This is a genomic window from Williamsia herbipolensis, assembly GCF_036153515.1.
Lineage (GTDB): Bacteria > Actinomycetota > Actinomycetes > Mycobacteriales > Mycobacteriaceae > Williamsia_A > Williamsia_A herbipolensis.
Map to the genome: position 1 here is coordinate 1987314 of NZ_CP108021.1, position 21724 is coordinate 2009037.

Annotated in this window: 19 protein-coding genes; 8 read left to right on the forward strand and 11 right to left on the reverse strand. The window is 69.3% G+C overall.

The genetic code is table 11. The features are described 5' to 3' along the window. Positions 1-4: 4 nt before the first annotated feature. The 3 genes from OG579_RS08910 to OG579_RS08920 are packed head-to-tail and all read right to left on the reverse strand — an operon-like array spanning position 5 to position 3355. Positions 5-868, reverse strand: coding sequence for a sugar phosphate isomerase/epimerase family protein (locus OG579_RS08910; RefSeq protein WP_328858840.1), 864 nt, complete (start codon positions 866-868; stop codon positions 5-7). Beyond that, the gene (locus tag OG579_RS08915) at positions 868-2355 is read right to left on the reverse strand and encodes a hypothetical protein (protein WP_328858841.1); all 1488 of its coding nucleotides are present in this window, start codon (positions 2353-2355) and stop codon (positions 868-870) included. Before OG579_RS08915 ends, OG579_RS08910 begins: the two co-directional genes overlap by 1 nt. Before the next feature lie 34 nt (positions 2356-2389). Beyond that, positions 2390-3355 carry a Ppx/GppA phosphatase family protein gene (locus OG579_RS08920; RefSeq protein WP_045821893.1) on the reverse strand — a complete coding sequence of 322 codons (966 nt, stop codon included), beginning with the start codon at positions 3353-3355 and terminating at the stop codon, positions 2390-2392. 55 nt (positions 3356-3410) lie between these two features. Here OG579_RS08920 and OG579_RS08925 point away from each other — a divergent pair, with 55 nt between their 5' ends. Next, positions 3411-4241, forward strand: coding sequence for a hypothetical protein (locus tag OG579_RS08925; RefSeq protein ID WP_328859200.1), 831 nt, complete (start codon positions 3411-3413; stop codon positions 4239-4241). Between the two features lie 129 nt (positions 4242-4370). Next, entirely contained in the window at positions 4371-5198 is an 828-nt protein-coding gene (locus OG579_RS08930; RefSeq protein WP_328858842.1) for a hypothetical protein, read from the forward strand. A 61-nt stretch (positions 5199-5259) separates the two neighbouring features. On the opposite strand, the gene OG579_RS08935 is transcribed toward OG579_RS08930, so the two are convergent. From OG579_RS08935 to OG579_RS08950, 4 genes are all read right to left on the reverse strand, one after another. Continuing rightward, positions 5260-5949: a response regulator transcription factor gene (locus tag OG579_RS08935; RefSeq protein ID WP_045821892.1), complete on the reverse strand. Its 690-nt coding sequence runs from the start codon at positions 5947-5949 to the stop codon at positions 5260-5262. Then, on the reverse strand, positions 5946-7352 hold the full coding sequence (locus tag OG579_RS08940; protein WP_328858843.1) for a sensor histidine kinase: 1407 nt from the start codon (positions 7350-7352) through the stop codon (positions 5946-5948). The genes OG579_RS08935 and OG579_RS08940 overlap by 4 nt, the downstream gene beginning before the upstream one ends. A 188-nt stretch (positions 7353-7540) precedes the next feature. Then, entirely contained in the window at positions 7541-7882 is a 342-nt protein-coding gene (locus tag OG579_RS08945) for a GNAT family N-acetyltransferase (RefSeq protein WP_328858844.1), read from the reverse strand. 33 nt (positions 7883-7915) lie between these two features. Beyond that, positions 7916-8662 carry a phosphoglyceromutase gene (locus OG579_RS08950; protein ID WP_328858845.1) on the reverse strand — a complete coding sequence of 249 codons (747 nt, stop codon included), beginning with the start codon at positions 8660-8662 and terminating at the stop codon, positions 7916-7918. A gap of 161 nt (positions 8663-8823) precedes the next feature. Here OG579_RS08950 and OG579_RS08955 point away from each other — a divergent pair, with 161 nt between their 5' ends. Together OG579_RS08955 and OG579_RS08960 are read left to right on the forward strand one after the other, a co-directional pair. Continuing rightward, entirely contained in the window at positions 8824-10380 is a 1557-nt protein-coding gene (locus OG579_RS08955) for an MFS transporter (protein ID WP_082079901.1), read from the forward strand. Positions 10381-10426: 46 nt separating this feature from the next. Next, positions 10427-11881 (forward strand): MFS transporter, encoded by a 1455-nt coding sequence (locus OG579_RS08960; protein WP_328858846.1) that lies wholly within the window; start codon positions 10427-10429, stop codon positions 11879-11881. On the opposite strand, the gene OG579_RS08965 is transcribed toward OG579_RS08960, so the two are convergent. From OG579_RS08965 to OG579_RS08980, 4 genes are all read right to left on the reverse strand, one after another. After that, a complete protein-coding gene (locus OG579_RS08965) occupies positions 11814-13430 on the reverse strand; it encodes a 4-coumarate--CoA ligase family protein (RefSeq protein WP_328858847.1) in 1617 nt (538 codons plus the stop codon). The genes OG579_RS08960 and OG579_RS08965 overlap by 68 nt on opposite strands. A gap of 102 nt (positions 13431-13532) precedes the next feature. After that, a complete protein-coding gene (locus tag OG579_RS08970) occupies positions 13533-14147 on the reverse strand; it encodes a type III secretion system chaperone family protein (protein WP_055793192.1) in 615 nt (204 codons plus the stop codon). Then, on the reverse strand, positions 14144-15484 hold the full coding sequence (mshA, locus tag OG579_RS08975; protein WP_328858848.1) for a D-inositol-3-phosphate glycosyltransferase: 1341 nt from the start codon (positions 15482-15484) through the stop codon (positions 14144-14146). Before mshA ends, OG579_RS08970 begins: the two co-directional genes overlap by 4 nt. After that, positions 15481-16419, reverse strand: coding sequence for an alpha/beta fold hydrolase (locus OG579_RS08980; protein ID WP_328858849.1), 939 nt, complete (start codon positions 16417-16419; stop codon positions 15481-15483). The genes mshA and OG579_RS08980 overlap by 4 nt, the downstream gene beginning before the upstream one ends. A 97-nt stretch (positions 16420-16516) precedes the next feature. Here OG579_RS08980 and OG579_RS08985 point away from each other — a divergent pair, with 97 nt between their 5' ends. The 4 genes from OG579_RS08985 (at position 16517) to OG579_RS09000 (ending at position 21659) form a co-directional block, all read left to right on the forward strand. Continuing rightward, the gene (locus tag OG579_RS08985) at positions 16517-17485 is read left to right on the forward strand and encodes a pirin family protein (protein ID WP_328858850.1); all 969 of its coding nucleotides are present in this window, start codon (positions 16517-16519) and stop codon (positions 17483-17485) included. Positions 17486-17528: 43 nt separating this feature from the next. After that, positions 17529-18752, forward strand: a complete 1224-nt coding sequence (locus tag OG579_RS08990) for a cytochrome P450 (RefSeq protein WP_328858851.1) — start codon at positions 17529-17531, stop codon at positions 18750-18752. After that, the gene (locus tag OG579_RS08995) at positions 18749-19321 is read left to right on the forward strand and encodes a TetR/AcrR family transcriptional regulator (RefSeq protein ID WP_328858852.1); all 573 of its coding nucleotides are present in this window, start codon (positions 18749-18751) and stop codon (positions 19319-19321) included. Before OG579_RS08990 ends, OG579_RS08995 begins: the two co-directional genes overlap by 4 nt. 139 nt (positions 19322-19460) lie before the next feature. After that, entirely contained in the window at positions 19461-21659 is a 2199-nt protein-coding gene (locus OG579_RS09000; protein WP_328858853.1) for a bifunctional SulP family inorganic anion transporter/carbonic anhydrase, read from the forward strand. Positions 21660-21724: the final 65 nt, after the last annotated feature.

Below are 21724 nucleotides of genomic sequence, written 5' to 3' on the forward strand. Positions count from 1 at the left end.
CAGGTCAGGTTCGGGCCAGATGCTCGCGCGCGAACGCGAGCGACCGGGCGAGGATCTCACTGCGTTCGGGCTTGGTGCGCGCCGAGCCCGTGGTGACCTCGAGCACCACTCCCCCGGCGAAGTCGCTCTCGGCGAGCCGACGGCACACCTCGACACAGGGCTGGTTGCCGTCGCCGGGCACGAGGTGCTCGTCGACCGCGGCCCCGACACCGTCGGTGAGGTGCAGGTGGTTGAGGTTCGAGCCCATGCGCTCGAAGAGGGCCAGGGCGTCGACGCCGGCGGTCGCGGTGTGCGACAGGTCGAGCGTGTAGTGCGCGAACCCGTCGTCGGTGGGGTCGATCGAGGTGCCGAAGGCCGAGACGTTGATGCCGGGGCCGCCGCGACGCTGCATCCGCTGCGCGGCCTCGTCGTACTTGCCGAAGACCCGGTCGGCGCGCATGGGGAACATGTTCTCCACCGCGACCGCGACACCGCTGTCGGCCTCGAGTTCGGCGACGAGCGTCGAGAACTGCTTCACGTAGCGACGCTGCCACCGGAACGGCGGGTGCACCACGACGGTCGAGGCGCCGAGCTCCTGCGCGGCGGTCACCGACCGCGCGAGTTTGGCGATGGGGTCGCGACCCCAGACCCGTTGCGAGATGAGCAGACAGGGCGCGTGCACCGACAGCACCGGCATGGCGTAGCGGTCCGACAGATAGTGGACGTGGTCGATGTCCTGGCTGACCTGTTCGCCCCACACCATCAACTCGACGCCGTCGAACCCCAGCTCGCTGGCGTACTGGAACGCGGCCTCGGTGTTCTGCGGATAGACCGACGCGGTCGACAGTCCGATGGGGATGTCGACCTCGACCGGCCCCCGATCGGCCATCAGTTGCCCGAGGCGAGCAGGGCGAGGGGTCCGATGGTGACGACGAGACCGACGGCGAGCGCGAGCAGGGTGCTGATCAGGTCCTGGCTGCGGCGGACCACGTGCACGAACGTGACGAGTCCGAAGATGACGACGACGCTGAGGACCAGCGCGAAGTAGACGTTCCAGCGCCAGAGTTCGGTGAAGCCCAGGAACAGTCCGACCCCGATCACCAGGCCGGCGAGAACCTGCAGGCCGAGCACGACCCACTGCCGCGTCGGGGACGCCTCCTCGGTCGCGGCGGCGCGGCGCGAGGCCCGGGTGGGGGTCGATGCCGTGTCGTCGACGGTGTCGGCGGTGTCGGTGTCGGCGATCGGTTCGAGGGACGTCGCGCCGAATGCCGAGGTGGGCGCGGCCGACCTCGGGGCGGTGTCGTACCCGCCGAGCTGCGCACGGTCGAGATCGACCACCTCGGTGTCGGGGTCGTCGTCCACGCGGTTCTCGACCACGGCACTGGGCTCGATGTGGTCGTACGGCAGGTCCGCGGGCGGGAGTTCGTCGAGATCGACGTCGTCGCGTTCGGGCTCGGGCGCGAAGCGGTACGGGTGATCGCGAGGCGCCTCGGCGACCGGATCGGCCGCCACCTCGTCGGTCGGTGTCGCCTCGGCGATCGGGGCGGGCTCGGCGGGGGCACGGTCGCCGCTCAGGCGCCGCAGCACGCCGCGCAGACCACCGGGCTTCGCCGGCGGCTCGACCTCCTCGGCGGGGATGTCCTCGAAGTTTCGGTAGCGCTCGAACGCCCGCTCGCGTTCCTCGGGCGACAGGTCGTCGAGGTCCTCGTCGGCGGGCAGCGTCGGCCACGCCACCAGCGGGCCGTCGGCGTAACGCGGGACGATCCCGGTCGCCTCCTCCCCCGCGGGCTGATCGGCGCCGAGTCGGTCCCGGACCGCGCCGGCGCTGATGTCGCGGGTCGGCGGGTGCACCGGCCGCCCGGTGTCGGGGCGGGCGGTGTCGGGGCGGGCGGTGTCGGGAGCGGCCCAGCGCGCGGTGTCGGCGACCGGTGGCCGACCCACCGGGGGCTCGGAGCGGGGGTACGGATCGGGGTCGCCAGCCGGGCGCGGCGCCTCCGACCGGGGGAACCGGCGCGACCGCGGTTCGTATCGCGGGGTCTCCGACGGCGCGATGTGCGCCTCGCCCGGGTTCGGGACGAACGAGGACTCCGCGGCGAGGGTGGCGTCGTCGGGTACGGCGTCACCGCTGGTCACGTCCCCGAAGGCGGTCGAACGGTCGATGGCGGCGAAGCTGCCGGAGTGCGCCGAACCGCCGCCGATGCGGGGTTGCTCACCGGTCAGTTCCGACACGGAGAACGAGCCGGCCCCACCACGACGGCGACGTCCGCCGCCCGAGTCGGCGGTGTTCGCGGCGTCCTGCGCATCCGCCTCGGCCCGCCGGGCGAGGATCTCCGCGACCGAGATCGGGCGCGAATCCGGATCGGGTTCTCTTGCCATCACGTACTGCCCTTTCTCACGAGCGAGATCAGCGTCATCGGGTGCCGGGCGCCCGCGGATCGCCGACAGGTGCCATCGGCTCCACGTCGAGCCTGCGCAGGATCACGCCCTCGCGCAGGGCCCACGGACAGATCTCGAGGGTATCGACCGACAACGCCCGCATCGACGCCTCGGCCACCAGCGCGCCCGCGACCAGCTGACCGGCGCGGTCGTCGCTGACCCCCTCCAGTTCGGCGCGGTCGCGCACCGACATCCGCGAGATGAACGCGATGAGCTGGCGCAGGCCGTTGCTGGTCAGGGTCCGGGTCACCCGCGGGCCCGCGCTCGACGGCGCGGCGCCGGTGAGTCGCGCCAGCGACCGGAAGGTCTTCGAGGTCCCGACCGCGAGATCGGGGGCACCGGCGTCGGCGAGCGCCTTCGCGGGACCGGCGAGTTCGGCGTCGAGCCAGTCGCGCAGGACCGCGACCCGTCGTTTGCCGGGCGGGTCCTCGGTCAGCCACTCACGGGTGAGACGACCGGCACCGAGCGGCAACGACAGCGCGACGTCGGGTTCCTCGTCGACACCGTTCGACAACTCCAGCGACCCGCCGCCGATGTCGAGGGCCAGGATCCGGCCCGCACTCCAGCCGTACCAGCGGCGGACCGCGAGCGACGTCAGCCGCGCCTCGTCCTCCCCGGTGAGGACCTCCACCTCGACGCCCGTCGCGGCGGCGACCTCGGCGAGCACGTGGTCACAGTTGGTGGCGTCGCGGACCGCGGATGTCGCGAACGCCATCACCTGCTCGCAGCCCGAGGTGCGGGCGATCGTGGTGAACTCGTCGACCGCCTCGACCAGCGCGCGAGCGCCGCTGTCGGACAGGCGACCGGAGCCGTCGATCTGCTCGGCCAGGCGCAGCGTCGATTTCGTGGAACTCATCGGCGTGGGGTGCCCACCGCGATGGGCATCGACCACCAACAGGTGGACGGTGTTGCTTCCCACGTCGAGAACTCCTAAGCGCACGCAGTACAACCTAGTGCGTCTACCGTTGGCTGTTGTGCAGGCAGCCACCGACAAGATGACACCCGCTCCCGAGGTCGAACTCGACTTCCCCCGGGAATGGTTCGATTTCTTCGATCCCGATGACCCCGAACACCTCATCAGCGCCGACCTCACGTGGTTGCTGTCGCACTGGACGTGCGTGTTCGGGACGCCCGCGTGCCAGGGCATCATCGAAGGGCGCGAGAACGACGGATGTTGCAGCCACGGGGCGTATCTCTCCGACGACGACGACCGCAAGCGGCTCGAACACGGGATGTCGATGCTGACGCCCGCGGACTGGCAGTTCCACAGCAAGGGCACCGGCAAGGACCCGCTGGGCAAGCGCGGTTACCTCGAGGAGGACACGCTCGACGACGAGCCGGCCATCAAGACACGGAAACACAAGGGCGCGTGTATCTTCCTGAACCGTCCCGGTTTCCCGGGCGGCGCGGGGTGTGCGCTGCACGCGATGGCGCTACGCAAGGGACTCGAGCCGCTGACCGTGAAGCCCGACGTGTGCTGGCAGCTACCGGTGCGCCGCGAGCAGACCTGGGTCGACCGCCCCGACGGCACCCAGATCCTCAAGACCACGATCACCGAGTTCGACCGTCGCGGTTGGGGTTCGGGCGGCGAGGACCTCGAGTGGTACTGCTCGGGCTCACCCGACGCCCATGTCGGTGCCACCCAGGTCTGGCAGTCGTACGCCCCCGAGCTGACCGAACTGCTCGGCCAGGCCGCCTACGACGAACTGGCCGCGGCCTGCCGTCGCCGTAACGGACTCGGCCTCATCGCCATCCACCCCGCCACCGCCGCGGCCACCACCCGCCGCGACACCGACATCAAGTACGTCGAACTCGACGCCGAATAGGCGCCGCTGCTGCTGAGATCGTCCCCCTGACGGGCCACCGAGGGCATATCGCCGCCGGACCCCGCTCACGGGGACGATCTCGACAGGATGTCGCCGGAACCGTCTGGTGCTCTGCCCCGTCAGAGCGAGATGACAAGCGGCGTCCACTCCCGAATCCGCCTACTCGCGCAGGGCCACACCGACTCCGACATCCGGCGAGCCGTGCGCTCGGGGGATCTGATCCGACTCCGGCCCGGCTGGTACGCGACGACGATCGCCGACCCCGAGACCGTCGCGGCGGTGCGCGCCGGCGGCGTGCTCGGGTGCGTGTCCGCGCTGAGGTTCCACGATCTCTGGATCCCACCCGGCCACGAGGGACTGCACGTGCGGACCAGCAAGTACGGGAAGGGGCGACGGCCGGGTTCGTGCCAGGGCGTCGGGCGGCCACTCCCCCTCGATGACGCCGTCGACTCGATACCCGTGGCCCTGCACTGCGCCGTCGGCTGCCTACCCGCCGACCATTGGGTGGTGGTCTGCGACTCGGCGTTGAACTCGAGGTCGGTCACCACCGACGAACTTCGAGCGTTGCTGCCGACGGCGACACGTCGGATCGACGAGTTGTTGGCCCGATGCGACCCGCGCTCCCAGTCCGGCACCGAGACTCTCGTCCGTCTGCGACTGCGGGCCGCGGGGTACGAGGTCCGTGTCCAACCGCGCATCCGCGGCGTCGGCAAGGTCGATCTGCGCGTAGGCCGTCTGCTCATCGAATGTGACTCGGTGTCGCACCACACCGGTTTGGCCCAGTACCGGAACGACCGTAGACGCGACCGGAAAGCCCTGGTGGGTCGATGGCTCAAGCTGCGGCTGACCTACGAGGAGGTGATGTTCGGCTGGGAGGAGGTGTTCGCCGACATCATGGCCATCACCCGGGCCGACCGTCACCGCCGCCGCGGCCGACATCGTCCCCGTGAAGGGTGACCGGCGGCGATTTGCCCTCGGTGACCACTCAGGGGGACGATCTCAGCAGCTCCGCCGGCTGCTACGGCTCGAGCTTGTAGCCCAGTCCGCGGACGGTGACGAGGTGTTCGGGGTTGCCCGGGTCGGATTCGATCTTCGAGCGCAGGCGCTTGACGTGGACGTCGAGTGTCTTGGTGTCGCCGACGTAGTCCGCACCCCACACACGGTCGATCAACTGCCCGCGGGTGAGCACCCGGCCGGCGTTGCGCAGGAGGTATTCGAGGAGGTCGAACTCCTTGAGCGGCAACGTGACCGGCGATCCGCCGACCTGCACGATGTGGCGGTCGACGTCCATGGTCACCGGGCCGGCCTCGAGCAGGCCTCCGTCGATGCCGAGGTCGTCGCCGGTGTCGACCCCGCGGCGCAGGACCGCGCGGATGCGGGCGATGAGTTCTCGGGCCGAGTAGGGCTTGGTGACGTAGTCGTCGGCGCCGAGCTCGAGGCCCACGACCTTGTCGATCTCGCTGTCGCGCGCGGTCACCATGATGACCGGCACGCTCGACTTCTGCCGCAGCGCCTTGCAGACCTCGGTGCCCGAGACCCCGGGGAGCATGAGGTCGAGCAGCACGATGTCGGGCGACACGCGTTCGAACTCGCCGATGGCCCGGGTCCCGTCGTTCACGACAGTGGTCTCGAAGCCCTCCTTGCGCAGGAGAAAGGCGAGCGGATCGGCCAAAGACTCCTCGTCTTCGACAATCAGGACATGCGTCACCGGTGGGATTCCTTTGTCTCGAGAACCCGTGTGGACGGGTTCGGGGTGTGGCTGAGGGCCGAGCGGGCGCGGGCGGCGGGTCCGTGTGACGAGGCGTCGCCGGCGCGGGGAGTGGACCGGCGCGGCGCGCGGGCCATCGGCACGGCGAGGGTGAAGGTCGAGCCGGTGCCGGGCTTGCTCCACAGCGTGATGGAGCCGTCGTGGTTGGCCGCGACGTGTTTGACGATGGCGAGTCCGAGTCCGGTACCGCCGGTGGCGCGCGACCGGGCCTTGTCGACCCGGAAGAACCGTTCGAAGACCCGCTCCTGATCACGCGGGGCGATCCCGATACCGCGGTCGGTCACCGCGATGGCGACCATGTCGTCGTCCCCGGCGACGACGCGTCGGCTCACCGACACCGGCGAGTTGGCCGGCGAGTAGGCGATGGCGTTGGCGATGAGGTTGTTGAGCGCGGTGAGCAGCAGCGTGCGGTCGCCGCGGACCACGAGGCCGCTCGGGGGGTCGGTGGTCAGCGAGATGCTCGCGGCCTCGGCACCGACCTGCGCGCGGTGGATGGCCTCGTCGACGAGGCCGTCGACGTCGACGTCGTCGGCGTCGGGCAGCTTCTCGGCGCCCTGCAGCCGCGACAGGGCGATGAGCTCGTTGACCATGTTGCCCATGCGGATCGACTCGGTCATCACCCGCTCGCCGAAGTGGCGGACGGCCTCGGGATCGTCCTGCGACTCGAGCAGCGCCTCGGTCAGCAGACCGATCGCCCCGACCGGAGTCTTCAGTTCGTGCGACACGTTGGCGACAAAGTCGCGCCGGGTGGCCTCGAGTCGCACGTTGTCGGAGTCGTCGTCGCCGTAGACCACGGCGTAGCGCTCGTTGCCGTCGGTGACCAGCCGGATGATGCACCGCACCGCGACGGGCGGGTTGATCGCGCGGCCGGTGGAGACGAACCCGTTGATCGGGTGGTCGGGGACCAGCTCGACGTCGCAGTCGGCACCGGTGTCGAGGACCGTGCGCGCGGCCTGCCACACGTGGTCGTCGAGAAGGTGGTCGTGGACGAGTCCGAGGGCATCGGCGCGCTTGTTGAACAGCACGACGTCGCGGTGCTCGTCGACGACGGCGATCCCGGTCTCGGTGGACTGGACGATCAACGCCAGAAGCGCGGCCTTCGACATGCGTCCGTCGACGATCTCGGTGCCCGGCTCCAGCAGCTCGGCCGGACCGCCGACCTGATTGCGCAGGTCGGCGTTCTCGCCGGGGGAGATGGCCTCGGGTTCGCTGCTCGTCGCGCTGCGCAGCGTGCTCACCGCGTCGGCTCTCCGCGCGGTACCCCGCCCGATCCGCCAACCCACAGCCGCGGCCACACACACCGCGACGACGGCGACCACGATGACGACCACCGTTGCGGTCATGTCACCCACCGTGCCCGCCGGGCGGCGAGCTCACTTCTGGCTGAACGCGACACTCCGCAAGAATGCGTGCTGCGCCCGTAGGTAACAAGCCAGGTGGACCTTGTTGGGATGGTGTTCACCGTGATTTCGCCCTCCCGCCCTCGCTTTCCGCCGCGAGGGGGTCGTCGGCGGGCGCACGGGAGCGGCGGTCAGGCCGAGGCCATCATCGGCGCGTACGCGGGGTTGTCGTGCACGAAACCGCGGACGAACGTGCAGACCGGCACCACCGGGCGTCCGGTGCGCGCGATGTCGTCGAGCACGTGGCGGACCAGGGCCGCCCCGAAACCGTGGTGGGTGTAGCGGTCGAAGATCACCGTGTGGGTGATCACGACCTGGTCGACCTCGCTGAGATAGTCGAGATACCCGACCAGTTCATCGTTGCCGTGCGCATCGAGGACGAACGCCTCGTAGCGCTCCTGGGCGGGCGAGTGTGCGAACCGGACCTGTGGGGTGTCACCGGCACCGGACGACGTGGTTGTGATCTGGGCCATATCCCAGGGTACCGCCGAATGCCCGGATTGTGGCTACTTCTTCTCCCCCTGGGCGGCGACCGCGGCGGCCCCGGCCTCGGCGGCCTCGGGATCGAGGTAGGCGCCCTCGCCGATCGGCATGAGGTCGTCACCGAGGTCGTAGCGACGCGGGTTCCCGGTGGGGATGTTGAGCCCGGCGATGTCGGCATCGGAGATCTGCTCGAGGTGCTTGACCAGCGCCCGCAGGGAGTTGCCGTGCGCGGCGATCAGAACGGTCTTGCCCGCCCGCAGGTCGGCGGCGATGACCTCGGTGAAGTACGGGATCATCCGCTCGACGACGTCCTTGAGACATTCGGTCAGCGGCACCTCGTCGAGGTCGGCGTACCGCGGGTCGGCCGACTGGCTGTACTCGGCGTCGGGCTCGATCGCCGGCGGCGGGGTGTCGTAGCTGCGGCGCCACAGCATGAACTGTTCGTCGCCGAACTTCTCCTTCGTGGCCGCCTTGTCGAGACCCTGCAGCGCGCCGTAGTGCCGCTCGTTGATGCGCCAGTCACGGGTCACCGGGATCCAGTGGCGGTCGGCGACGTCGAGCGCGATCTGCGCGGTCTGGATCGCGCGGCGCAGCAGCGACGTGTACAGCACGTCGGGCAGGAGATCGTGCTCGACGAGCAGTTCCCCGGCCCGCTTCGCCTCGGCGCGACCCTTGTCGGTCAGCGCGACATCCACCCACCCGGTGAACTGGTTGGACTCGTTCCACACGCTCTCGCCGTGCCGCATCAGGATCAGGGTTCCGGTAGCCATGCCGAGCAGTTTTCCACATCGGGGCCACACGCTCGTGCCCCCGAAACCGAGCGCACCCGGTGGCGCCGCAATATTCCCGGTTGTCCGCTTTATCCGTATGTAGACGTCGTCACACGATTTCGGATTGATTGCGCTCCACCACTACGTGCATGATGCAAGTAATGAGTACTTTACGCCTGGAGCCCACGCGCAAGCCCTCCCCGACGATGCTGATCGCGGTGCTGTGCTTCGGCGGCCTGTTGGCCTCCTACATGCAGACCCTCGTGGTCCCCATCGTCGGCCTGCTGCCGACGTACCTCCACACCTCCGCCGACAACGCGTCGTGGGTCATCACCGCGACCCTGCTCGCCGCCGCGGTCGTCATGCCGATCGCCGGTCGCGTCGCCGACATGTTCGGCAAGCGGTCGGTGATCCTCGCCAGCATCGGCCTGATGGTCATCGGCTCGGTCATCAGCGCCGTGTTCGACTCGCTGATCCCCGTCATCATCGGTCGCGGTCTGCAGGGCATGGCCATGGGCGTCATCCCCGTCGGCATCAGCCTCCTGCGTGACGAGCTGCCCCCGAACAAGATCGCCGGCGCGATCGCGACCATGAGCGCCACGCTCGGTGTCGGTGGCGCCATCGGTCTGCCCGTCGCGGCCTGGATCTCGCAGAACTTCAGTTGGCACGTGCTGTTCTGGACCTCGGCCGCGCTGGGCACCGTCGCGTTCCTGCTCGTGATCACCCTCGTGCAGGAGTCGCCGGCCCGATCGGGAGGCACGTTCGACAGCGTCGGGGCCGTCGGCCTCACCATCGCGCTCGTCTGTCTGCTGCTCGCGCTCAGCAAGGGGCGGTCGTGGGGCTGGACGAGCGACCTGACCCTCGGCCTCGTCGCGGCCGGACTGATCGTCTTCGCCGCGTGGGTCGTCTACGAACTCCGCACCAGCTCACCGATGGTGAACATCCGGGTGTCGGTGACCCCGCGCGTGGCGCTGACCAACATCGTCTCGGTGGTCATCGGGTTCGCGCTCATGGGCATCAGCCTCGCGTCGCCGCAGCTGCTGCAGCTCCCCCACATCCCCGGCGTCCTCGATTACGGCATGGGCCGCAGCATCATCGAGGCCGGCCTGTGGATGGCTCCGGGCGGACTGATGATGATGTTCCTGTCGCCGGTCTCGGCCCGACTGAACGTCACCATCGGACCGAAGTTCACCCTCCTCATCGGCACCGTCGTGATCGCGCTGGGCTACGGCCTCGCGATCGTGGCCGCCGCCGCGCCGTGGCAGGTCGCCCTCGCGGTCATGGTCACCAGCTCCGGTGTGGGGATCGCGTACTCGGCCATGCCGTCGCTGATCATGTCGGCGGTGCCGCTGAGCGAGACCGCGTCGGCGAACGGGTTGAACTCGTTGATGCGCTCGATCGGTACGGCCATCGCCTCGGCGCTGCTCGCGACGATCCTCGCCAGCTCGACGGTGAACATCGGTCCGACCAGCGTGCCCGACCGCTCGGCCTTCCAGATGGTGTTCATCATCGGCGCCGTCGCGTCGCTCGTGGCCGCGGCTCTCATCCTGCTGATCCCGGGCGACAAGAAGAGCGCGTTGCCGGGGACCCAGCCGGTCGACCTGCCCGAGCACAAGGATCGTGCCGACGAGTCGATCGCCGAGGAGATCCTCGACGGCGAGCTGCCGGTCGACGGCAGCGCCGACTACGGACGGCACGCCGCGCCCGCCGCTCGCTGACACCTCCCCGATTGCCACCGAGCAATCGATCGGTCAGGCTGTCTGCGTGACAGTTGCTGCCGAAGTGGAACGCCGAGCGCGTCCGGGCCTGATGGTCGCGGTGTTGTGCTCCGCCGGTGCGGTGTCCTCGTACTCCCAGAGCGTCATCCTGCTACCGATCGTCGGTCGTCTCGACGAGTACCTCGACACCAGCGCCGACAACGCCGCCTGGGTCATCACCGCGACCCTGCTCGTCGCCGCCGTCGCCCTGCCGACCGGTGGGCGTCTCGCCGACCTCTTCGGCAAGCGCCGGGTGATCCTCGTCGCGCTCGGCTCGCTGCTGCTCGGATCGGTGATCGCGGCACTGTCGGACAGCCTGGCACCGCTCGTCGTCGGGCGCGCGCTGCAGGGCGTGACCCTGGTGGTGATCCCGGTCGGGGTCAGCCTGCTGCGTGACCTCCTCCCACCGGAACGTGTTCCGGGCGCGATCGCGACGATGGGCGCGGCGCTCGGCCTCGGCGGAGCGGTCGGTCTGCCGCCCGCGGCGTGGATCCCCCAGCAGTTCGACTGGCACATGCTGTTCTGGGTCTCGTCGGTCCTGGCCGCCCTGGCACTGCTGGCGGTGCTCACGCAGATCCCCGAATCGCCGCGACGGTCCCCCGGCACCGTCGACGTCGTCGGCATCATCGGGCTCGCCATCGGTCTGGTGTGCCTGCTGTTGGTGATCAGCAAGGGCCGCGTCTGGGGCTGGGGCGATCCCGAGACCATCGTGACCGGTGTCGTCGGTGCGGTGACGCTGATCGCCTGGGCTGCATACGAGTTGCGGCGCGCCTCGCCGCTGGTGAACCTGCGCCTCGCGGCGCGCCCGACGGTGCTGGTGACCAATCTGGTGTCGGTGCTCATCGGGTTCACCCTGCTCGGGATGCTCCTGGTGTCACCATGGTTGATGCAGGTCGAGATGGACCAGACGGTGCTCTCGTCCGGATTGTGGGTCGCACCGGCGGGTTTCGCGATGCTGGTGATGTCCCCGTTCTCGGCGCGGTTGGTCACCGCGTTCGGCGCGCGGTCGACCCTGCGGGGTGGGACCGCGGTGATGGGCCTGGGCTACCTGTTCGTGATCGTGTGGATGGACTCGCCGTGGCAGGTCATGGTCGGGGTGACCATCACCTTCGCCGGCCTCGGCGTCGCCTACGCCGCGATGGTGGGGCTCATCATGGCGTCGGTGCCGCTCGGCGAGACCGCGGCCGCCAACGGACTCAACTCGCTGATGCGGTCGATCGGCACCTCGACGGCGTCGGCGGTGATCATCGCGGTGCTCGCCGCATCGACGGTCACGCTGACGACGGACGGCGGGATGCGCACCGTGCCGAGCCGCTCCGCGTTCGAGCTGGTCTACGTCATCGGTGCGATCGCCGCCGTCGTCGGGGTCGCTCTGATCACCGCGATCCCGCGGGTCAGCTCCGCGTCCGGAGATCCTTCCGAAGAATCTTCCCCGACACCGACTTCGGGATCTCGCCGATGAACTCGACCTGACGGACCTTCTTGTACGGCGCGACCTTGCCCGCGACGAACTCCATCACGGCGTCGGCGGTGACCTCGGTCCCGCTCTGGCGCACGACGAACGCCTTGGGGATCTCCTCGCCCGACTCCGCGTCCACGACACCGACGACGGCCGCATCGGCTATCTCGGGGTGGCTGAGCAGCAGGGCCTCGAGCTCGGCCGGCGGCACCTGGTAGCCCTTGTACTTGATGAGCTCCTTGAGCCGGTCGACGATGAACACGCATCCGGTCGGGTCGACCTGTGCGAGGTCGCCGGTGTGCAGGAAGCCGTCGGAGTCGATGGTCTCGGCGGTGGCCGCATCGTTGTTGAGGTACCCGGCCATCACGTTCGGGCCGCGGAACCACAGTTCACCGGTGTCGCTGAGACCCTCACTCGGCAAGGGGATCTCGTCGCCGGAGACGGGATCGACGAGCTTGCTCTCGGCGTTGGGCACCGTCCAGCCCGACGAGCTGAGCTTCGCGTTCTCGCCGTCGAGCAACGACTGTCCGCCGTCGAAGGGGATGACGTGGCTGACCGGGCTGAGCTCGCTCATGCCGTAGCCCTGCACCATGCGGCACCCGATGCGCTTCTCCACGGCGTGGCCGAGGTCCGCGTCGAGCGGCGCCGCACCCGACATGATCGTGTGCATCGACGACAGGTCGTAGGAGTCGACCAGCGGGTGCTTGGCCAACGCCACGGCGATCGGCGGCGCGATGTAGCCCATGGTGCACTTGCGGTCCTGGATGTTCTCGAGGAACTCCGTGAGATCGAAGCGCGGCATGATCACCAGGCTCGCGCGGGCGTGCAGCGCGGCGTTGAGCAGCACCGTCATGCCGTAGATGTGGAAGAACGGCAGCACCGCGAGGATCGCGTCGTCGGCGGTCATGCCCTGCAGCGGGCGGATCTGGCAGACGTTCGACACCAGGTTGCGATGGGTGAGCATCACGCCCTTGGGGTTGGCCGTGGTGCCCGAGCTGTACGGCAGCACCGCGAGATGGGTCGCGGGATCGAAGCTCACCTCGGGGGCAGCGTTGTTCTCCCCCAACAGATCTGCCGCGTTGGGGTGTCCGCTGGCCTCGAGCCCCTCACCGTCGAGCACGATGAGGTGATCGTCGGCGATCCCGAGCTTGTCGATCGCCTCCTTGGCGCCGGGCGCCAGCACGCTCACCGTCACCAACATGGTCGCCTTGGCGTCGGTGAGCTGCTTGGCGATGTCATTGGGCGTGAAGAGCGCGTTGATGGTGGTGGCGGTCGCGCCGGCGCGCAGGATGCCGTGGAAGGCGATCGCGAAGGCCGACGAGTTGGGCGAGAGCAGTCCCACGACGTCGCCGACGGCGATGCCGCGTGCGGCCAGCGCACCGGCGAACGCGTCGATGCGGCCGACGAGGTCACGGTAGGTGGTGGTGGCGTCGGCCTTGGCGTCGATGAGTGCCGGGCGGTCGAGGTCGGAGTCCGTGATACCCCCGAAAAGGTAGTCGTAGACGGTCGTCTCGGGGACGGTCACCGCGGGGAACGGACTCGCGAAACTCATGGAACCTCCGTTGATCGGCACGACCGGAGACGTTGGTGAAACCGGCCGTCACAGCTAGCTGCCGCCCAGACTAGCAACGGCCACAGTGCGCCGAGGCGGGGTTCACCCAGATACCGCGGTCGACCCCTCGCTCTCCTGCGCACGTTCGGCGACCGGGGTCACGGTCTTCTCCGGGGCGATGTACGGCAGCGATTCCTCGTCGATGAGGTGCTCGAACGCGAGGAGGTTCTTCAGCGATTCCCCGCGCGACACCCGCCACGCCCATTCGCGCCGGATGGAGGTGTAGAAGCCCAGCTCGAGGAGCGTGTTGAAGTCGCCGTCGGCCGCCTCGAGCACCTGCCCGAGCACGCGGTCGAGTTCATCGGGGGTCACCGACTCGGCCGAGAACCGGCCGACGAGGTAGATGTCACCGATGTTGTCGATCGTGTAGGCCACGCCGTACATCCGCCGGTTGCGCTTGAGCATGAACTTGTAGACGCCCTCGTGGTTCTCGTCGGGTCGACGACACACGAACGCCTCCACCCGCACGCCGGGCTTGCCGACGGTGAGCAGGACGGTGGTCTTCAACTTGCGTTCGCCGGGCAGCTCGATGACGAGGTGCTCGGTGTCGGCGCCGCCGGAGTTCTTGAGCGCGAACGTCACCCCGCGTTCGCGCAACGCCTTCTGCAGCGAATCGGACTGCTCCACGATGCCCGGTGGGCGCACCTGCTGGCTCATGCTCGTACTCCTGACCGGCGACGTGACCATCGCCGAGTTCCACGGGTGGACGGGGTGGGGATCTGTTCGGGGCGCGAGACGGCACCGTCGTAGGTGGCCACCGCGCGGTGGTAGCTCTCGAGGAGCTGGTCGGCGGTGTGGTCCCACGAGAAGTTCTGCGCGTGGGTCACCGCGGCCGCGCCCATCTCGGCCAGGCGCCGCGGGTGGGCCAGCAGGCCGTCGATCGCCGCGGTCCAGTCGTCGATGCGGTGGCCTCCGACGAGCATCCCGGTCACGCCGTCGTGGACCGCGACGCCGAGACCACCCACGTCGGCCGCGATGACGGGTACGCCGCTGGCCTGCGCCTCGATCGCGACGAGGCCGAAGCTCTCCGAATAGCTCGGTACGGCAACGAGATCCGATGCACGGTAGACCGTCGCCAGCATCTCGGGTCGCTGTGGGGGAAGGAAGGTGACCTCGTCGGCGATACCCAGTTCGGCGACGAGGTCGATCAGTGCGGTGGGCCGGGCGAGGCCCGAGCCCGACGGTCCGCCGACCACGAGGACACGCACCCGGCGACCCGATGCGCGCGCACGGTCGATGATCGGCGCCGCCGCGCGGATGAGCACGTCGGGGGCCTTGAGCGGTTGGATCCGTCCGACGAACGTCACCACGACCTCGCCCGGGTCGAGACCGAGTTCGGCGCGCGCGACGTCCCGCGGTCCGGGCCGGTAGGTCGTGAGATCGACTCCGGGGGTCGCGACGTCGACACGGTCGGGGTCGGCGTGGTGGATCGAGATGAGCTGCTGCGCTTCGGCATCGGTGTTCGCGACCAGACGGTCGGCCTCGGCGACGACCTGCTGTTCGCCGACCTGGCGGAGCATCGGTTCGGGTTCGTCGCCCGCGGCGAGCGCGAGATTCTTGACCGCGGCGAGCGTGTGGGCGGTGTGGACGAGCGGCACGCGCCAGCGGTCGCGGGCGAGCCACCCGACCTGTCCGGACAGCCAGTAGTGCGAGTGCACGAGGTCGTAGTGTCCCGGCGGGTGCATCGCCTCGGCGCGCAGGACCCCGGCGGCGAAAGCGCAGAGCTGCGTGGGCAGATCGCGCTTGTCGAGGCCCTCGAACGGCCCGGCGACCACGTTGCGCACCAGCACCCCGTCGGCCGCTCGGACCGAGGGCGCGTCGGCCGATGATGTCGCGCGGGTGAAGATCTCGACGTCGATGCCCCGCTGGGCGAGCGTCCGGGCGGTCTGCCACACGTAGACGTTCATGCCGCCCGCGTCACCGGTGCCCGGTTGCGCCAGCGGCGAGGTGTGCACCGAGATCAGGGCGATACGCCGAAGTTCCGGTCGCCTCATACCGTCGCCCCCACATCCGAGCCGATCGATCCGGTGAACGCCAGGACCGACTCGGCGAAGCGGTCGGGGTCCTCCACGAACGGCGCGTGCCCGGCGTCGTCCCAGAGGTCCACGCGCGCATGGCCCACGAGGTCGGCCGCGTGCCGGGCGGCGGACACGTCGACGACGGCGTCGGCGGTGCCGTGGACGATCAGCACCGGGATCGTCAGATCCCGCAGCATCGGGTCGTGGTCGGCGGTGCGGGCGAAGAGCCCGGCGCGTGCGCTGGGCGCGGTGGCGAGCGACGTGCCGAACAGCTGCTGACTCACCGCACCGAGCTCGGGCCGGTGGGCCGGGACGAGCGCGCTGCCGAACGACCCCAGCGCGCGGATCGCGGTGCGGGGGTCGGCCGAGCACGCGTCGGGCAGGGCCGCGCGCATCGCCGGTCCGATGCGGCCGCCGGCCGCCCCCCGACCGAGCGAGCTGATCGCACCGACGAGGACGAGGCCGACGACATCCCCGACACCATCGGTGCGGTCGAGTCGGGCGGCGAGGAGATCGCACGACACGAGGCCGCCGTAGGACCAGCCGGCGAGCACGACACCGGCGTCGGTGACGGCGGGCTGGTCGAAGGCCGACGTCGTCGTCGACGCCTCGGCCGCCAGCACCGCCTCGATGTCACCGGCGAAATCCGCCGCGGAGTACGAGGCGCCCACGGCGTCGCCGCCATGCTGCGCGGGTACCCCAGAGGCTCCGTGCCCGCGGAGGTCGACGGCGATCACACGATGGGTCTCGGCGAGACGGTCGAGGAGACCTGTCCCCCAGGCCGCCGCCGACTGCGCCCAGCCGTGGATCAGCACCAGGGCGGGTGTCGGCTCGGCAGGCGGCGCGCTGACCCGGTAGGCGATCTCGACACCGCCGGGGCCGGTGACCGAACGCGTGCGGAAGTGCGTCATCTGCTCAGCGTATCGCCGGAACAAATCGGACCGCGGTCCGGTTACATGGGGCAGAATGACGGACACGCACTCGTGCCGAGGAAAGAAGGAGGACACGATGCCCGCGATCACCGCAGACACTTTGACCCTGGACCGGTTGGCACAGGCCGCCCCGTCCGACACCGAGCGCCCGGTGCGTGCGGTGACCACCGGACCCCGCGGCTACGAGGGCGAGGGCTTTCCCGTCGTCCGTGCCTTCGCCGGCGTCAGCAAGGCCGATCTCGACCCGTTCATCCACATGGACCAGATGGGCGAGGTCGACTACGAGCCGGGCGAACCGCGCGGCACCAGCTGGCACCCGCACCGCGGGTTCGAGACCGTGACCTACATGATCGACGGCCGCTTCGAGCACCAGGACAGCCACGGTGGTGGCGGCCTCATCGAGAACGGCGCCACCCAGTGGATGACCGCAGGCTCGGGCATCCTGCACATCGAGACCCCACCCGCCGAGCTCGTGGCCAGCGGCGGCGTGTTCCACGGCATCCAGTTGTGGGTCAACCTGCCGAAGTCCGACAAGTTCACGACACCGGCCTACCAGTCCATCGAGGGCGGGGAGGCGACGCTGGTGTCGTCGAGCGATGGCGGCGCCCTGGTCCGGATCATCGCCGGCGAGATCGGCGAGTACTCCGGCCCCGGCTCCACGCGCACGCCGATCACCATGGCGCACGCCACGATCGAGCCAGGCGCGCAGCTGAACCTGCCGTGGAACCGGAAGTACAACGCGCTGGTCTACGTGCTGAGCGGTGACGGCACGGTGGGACCGCTGCACCATCCGGTGACCGGCGGCCAACTCGTCGTCCTCGGCCCCGGTGACCGGATCAGTGTGAGCGCCGACGGCACCCAGGACTCGAACCGCCCGGCGATGGAGGTCCTGCTGCTCGGAGGGCAGCCGATCCGTGAACCGGTGTTCGCCTACGGCCCGTTCGTGATGAACACCAAGGCCGAGGTCATCGCCGCGATCGAGGACTTCAACTCGGGCAAGTTCGGCGTCATCCCGCCCGACGCATTGATGCCGCACACCGGGTAGAGGCCTCCTTGACACATCTTACGATGTGTCTCACGCTCGGTACATGACAGCAACAGTGTCGGCCGGACCGCACTTCACCCTGCGGTCCGGCCCGACCTGGCGGGATCCCTTCGGCATGTACGCCGACCTGCGAACTCACGCGCCGGTGCACCACACGAGCACTCGAGACGCCGATTTCTGGGTGCTCACCCGACACAGTGACGTCACCGCCGCGGCTGCCGACACGGCGACGTTCTCCTCGGCCGGCGGTCTGACCGTCAACCACGGCGAACTCGAGGCCATCGGCCTGGCCGACAACCCGCCGATGGTGATGCTCGACCCGCCGGTGCACACCGACTTCCGACGGATGGTGGCGCGCGGTTTCACACCGCGGCAGGTCGAGTCGCTCGAACCGGTGGTGCGCGCGTTCGTCGTCGACCGCATCGAACGGTTGCGCGCCGAGGGCTCCGGCGACATCGTCGCCGAACTGTTCAAGCCGTTGCCCAGCATGGTGGTCGCGCACTATCTCGGCGTACCGGAATCCGATCGCGCGAGCTTCGACCGGTGGACCGATGCCGTGGTCGCCGCGGCTGCCTCCGACGGCGGGTTCGCGACCGCCACCGCATCGGCAGGTGCCGCGATCGGCGAGATGATGGCCTACTTCGATTCGTTGATCACCCATCGGCGGACGCACCCCGGGGACGACACGGTCTCACAGCTCGTGGCGGCCGGGATCGGGGCCCACGGCGACACCGCGGGGCTGCTGTCGATCCTGGCCTTCACCTTCACGATGGTGACCGGCGGCAACGACACCACCACCGGAATGCTCGGTGGCGCAGTGCAATTGCTGCACACCCACCGTGACCAACGGCAGATCCTCATCGACGATCCCGGATCGATCCGGATCGCTGTCGAGGAACTGCTCCGACTCACCTCACCCGTGCAGGGACTGGCCCGCACCACCACTCGAGATGTCGAGTTCGCGACCGCCACCATCCCTGCAGGCGCCAAGGTCCTGCTCTGTTACGGCGCGGCGAATCGTGACCACGACGTCTACGGCGAGGACGCCGAGGACCTCGACGTCACCCGCGACCCCCGCGGGATCCTCACCTTCAGCCACGGCGCCCACCACTGCCTCGGCGCGGCCGCGGCACGCATGCAGGCACGCGTCGCCCTGGAGGAACTGCTGCGACGCTGTCCGAACCACGATGTCGACCTCGACACCGTCGAGTGGGCGGGCGGCAACTACGTGCGCCGGCCGACGTCGGTCATGGTGCACGCGCGATGAGCCCGGAGCGAGCCTGGCTGGCCGACGAGAGGTCGTCGGTCGCGCGCGACAGGATCCTGACCGTCGCCGAGGAGTTGTTCTTCCGTGACGGCGTCGCCGAGGTCACGATGCGTCAGATCGCCGACGCCGCGGGCTGCTCACGGGCGACGCTGTACCGATACTTCCCCGGCCGCACCGATCTCGATCTCGCCTACATCGACCGGACCACCGGCGAGATCGCACGCATCATCGGCGAGAAGACCGCAGGCATCGCCGATCCGTCCGACCGCCTGGTCGCGGCGGTGCGCACCGCGATCGCCGGAGTGCAGGACAACCCGGCGTTGATGGCCTGGTTCTCGCCCGATTCCGCTGCGGCGACCGGCGCGCTGGCCATGTCGTCGGACATGATCAACGCCGTCACCGGCCGATTCGTCGCACTCCTCGGCGGACCGGGAGACGCGTCCGATGTCGCGTGGATCGTCCGTGTCGTGGTCTCGTTCCTGATCGTGCCGGCCTCCGAGGACATCGACCATCTCGTGCGCCGCTACGTGGTTCCGGTGATCGTCACAGGAGACGAGCGGGCACCATGATCCCCGTCACCGTCCGGGGTTGTGACTTCCCACATGAGCGGATGGCCGCGGTAGGAGCTCGGACCAGACTTCAGGTCTTTTCTGTGGCTTGGGAAACAATTTAAGGTCCCTTTAACAATTGCTGGCTAGGTTGACGCCCATGCACCTGCCAGCAGCATTGACATCGATCAACGTCCGCGACGTACTGCGGTACGACGTACCGGCGTCGCTCGTCGTATTCCTTGTCGCACTGCCACTCTCGTTGGGCATCGCCATCGCCTCCGACGCCCCGGTCATGGCGGGGCTCATCGCCGCCGTCATCGGCGGCATCGTGGCCGGCGCACTCGGAGGGTCGATCCTGCAGGTCAGCGGTCCGGCCGCCGGTCTCACCGTCGTGGTCGCCGAGTTGGTCGCCACCTTCGGCTGGAAGGTGACCTGTTTCATCACCGTCGGCGCCGGTGTCCTGCAGATCGTGTTCGGCCTGAGCCGGATCGCGCAGGCCGCGTTGGCGATCGCGCCGGTGGTGGTGCACGCCATGCTCGCCGGTATCGGCATCACCATTGCGCTGCAACAGATCCACGTACTGCTCGGCAGCGACTCGCAGAGCTCCGCGTGGGAGAACCTCAGCGCCATACCGGGTTCGCTCATCGACATGGACTGGCACACCGTCGTCATCGGCGGTCTCGTCGTCGTGACCATGCTGGCGTGGCCGTCACTCCCCGCGCGCTACCGCAAGGTCCCGGGGCCGCTGGTCGCGATCGTCGGCGCCACCGTCGTCGCGCTGGCCGCCGGCTTCGACATCGACAAGATCACCTTGGACGGCAACTTCTTCGACGCCCTCGCCCTCCCCGAACTGCCCAGCGGCAATTGGGGTGCCGTCGCCCTCGGCGTCATCACGGTCGCGTTGATCGCCAGCGTCGAATCGCTGTTGTCGGCGGTGGCCGTCGACAAGATGCACACCGGTCCGCGCACGAACTTCAACCGCGAGATGCTCGGTCAGGGCAGCGCGAACATCCTGTCGGGCATGGCCGGTGGCCTGCCGGTGACCGGTGTGATCGTGCGCAGCTCCACCAACGTCGCCTCCGGTGCCCGCTCGCGCGCCTCGGCCGTCCTCCACGGCGTCTGGATCCTGGTGTTCGCGGTGCTGTTGACCTCACTGGTGCAACAGATCCCGATGGCTGCGTTGGCCGGACTGCTCGTCGTGATCGGCATCCAGCTCGTCAAGACCGCGCACATGAAACTCGCCCTGCGCACCGGCGACATGTGGGTCTACGTGATCACCGTGCTCGCGGTGGTGTTCCTGAACCTGCTCGAGGGTGTCGGCATCGGTCTCGCGGTCGCCGTCGCGATCGTCGTGGTCCGGGTGGTGCGTGCCAGCATCACCTCCGCCCCGTTCGGCACGCCCGGTTCGCGCCAATGGGAGATCCGCATCCACGGATCGTTGAGCTTCCTGATGCTGCCGCGACTGAACAAGGCGCTGGCGAAGGTGCCCGCCGGCGCGCACGTCACCATGCACATCGACGCCGACTTCCTCGACAACGCCGCCTCGGAGATGATCGCCGACTGGCAGTGGGCGCATGAGGCCGTCGGCGGCACCGTGGTCATCGAGGAGACCGGGCACGCGCTGCTCGTCGATGCCCCCAAGGCGCCTCCGCGCCGTCACCAGGTCGCCACGCGCGTGTTGGGTCTCGCGCCGTGGAAGGCGTCGGCGTCGAGCCACGACGCCGACGAGTCACCGACCCTGCGGTCCATCAAGAGCGGCGTGCACGAATACCACCGGCTGACGGCCGACGCGTTGCTCGAACACATGGAGGGACTGAGCGATGCGCAGGATCCCGACTCGCTGTTCCTCACGTGTTCGGACTCGCGGGTGGTGCCGAACGTCATCACCGCCAGCGGCCCGGGTGACCTGTTCACCGTCCGCAACATCGGCAACCTCATCCCGACCGCGCCCGGCGCTGACATCTCGGTCGAGGCGGCACTCGAGTTCGCCGTCGACAACCTCGGGGTCAGCTCGATCGTGGTCTGCGGACACTCCTCGTGCGGCGCGATGACGGGACTGCTCGCCGAATCCGGTCCGGGTGGCGCGGTCGGGACGTGGCTCGAACACGCCGCGCCCAGCCTCTCGGCGTTCCGCAGCGGACACCCCGCTGGTCGAAGCGCGGCCGACGCCGGCTTCTCCGAGGTCGATCAGCTCGCCATCGTCAACGTCGCCGTGCAGATCCAGACGCTGCAGCGCCACCCACTGGTGGGTCGTGCGGTCGCCGACGGTCGACTGCGCGTGGCCGGGCTGTTCTTCGACATCGCCACGGCGCGGGTCATCGAGGTGTCGAGCACGGCGGTCACCGTCACGGCCTGATCGCGCCGTCGGCACTCGAGTTGGTGGCTCTTTTCGATAACGGTTACCATTTGCGTCGCAGTCGT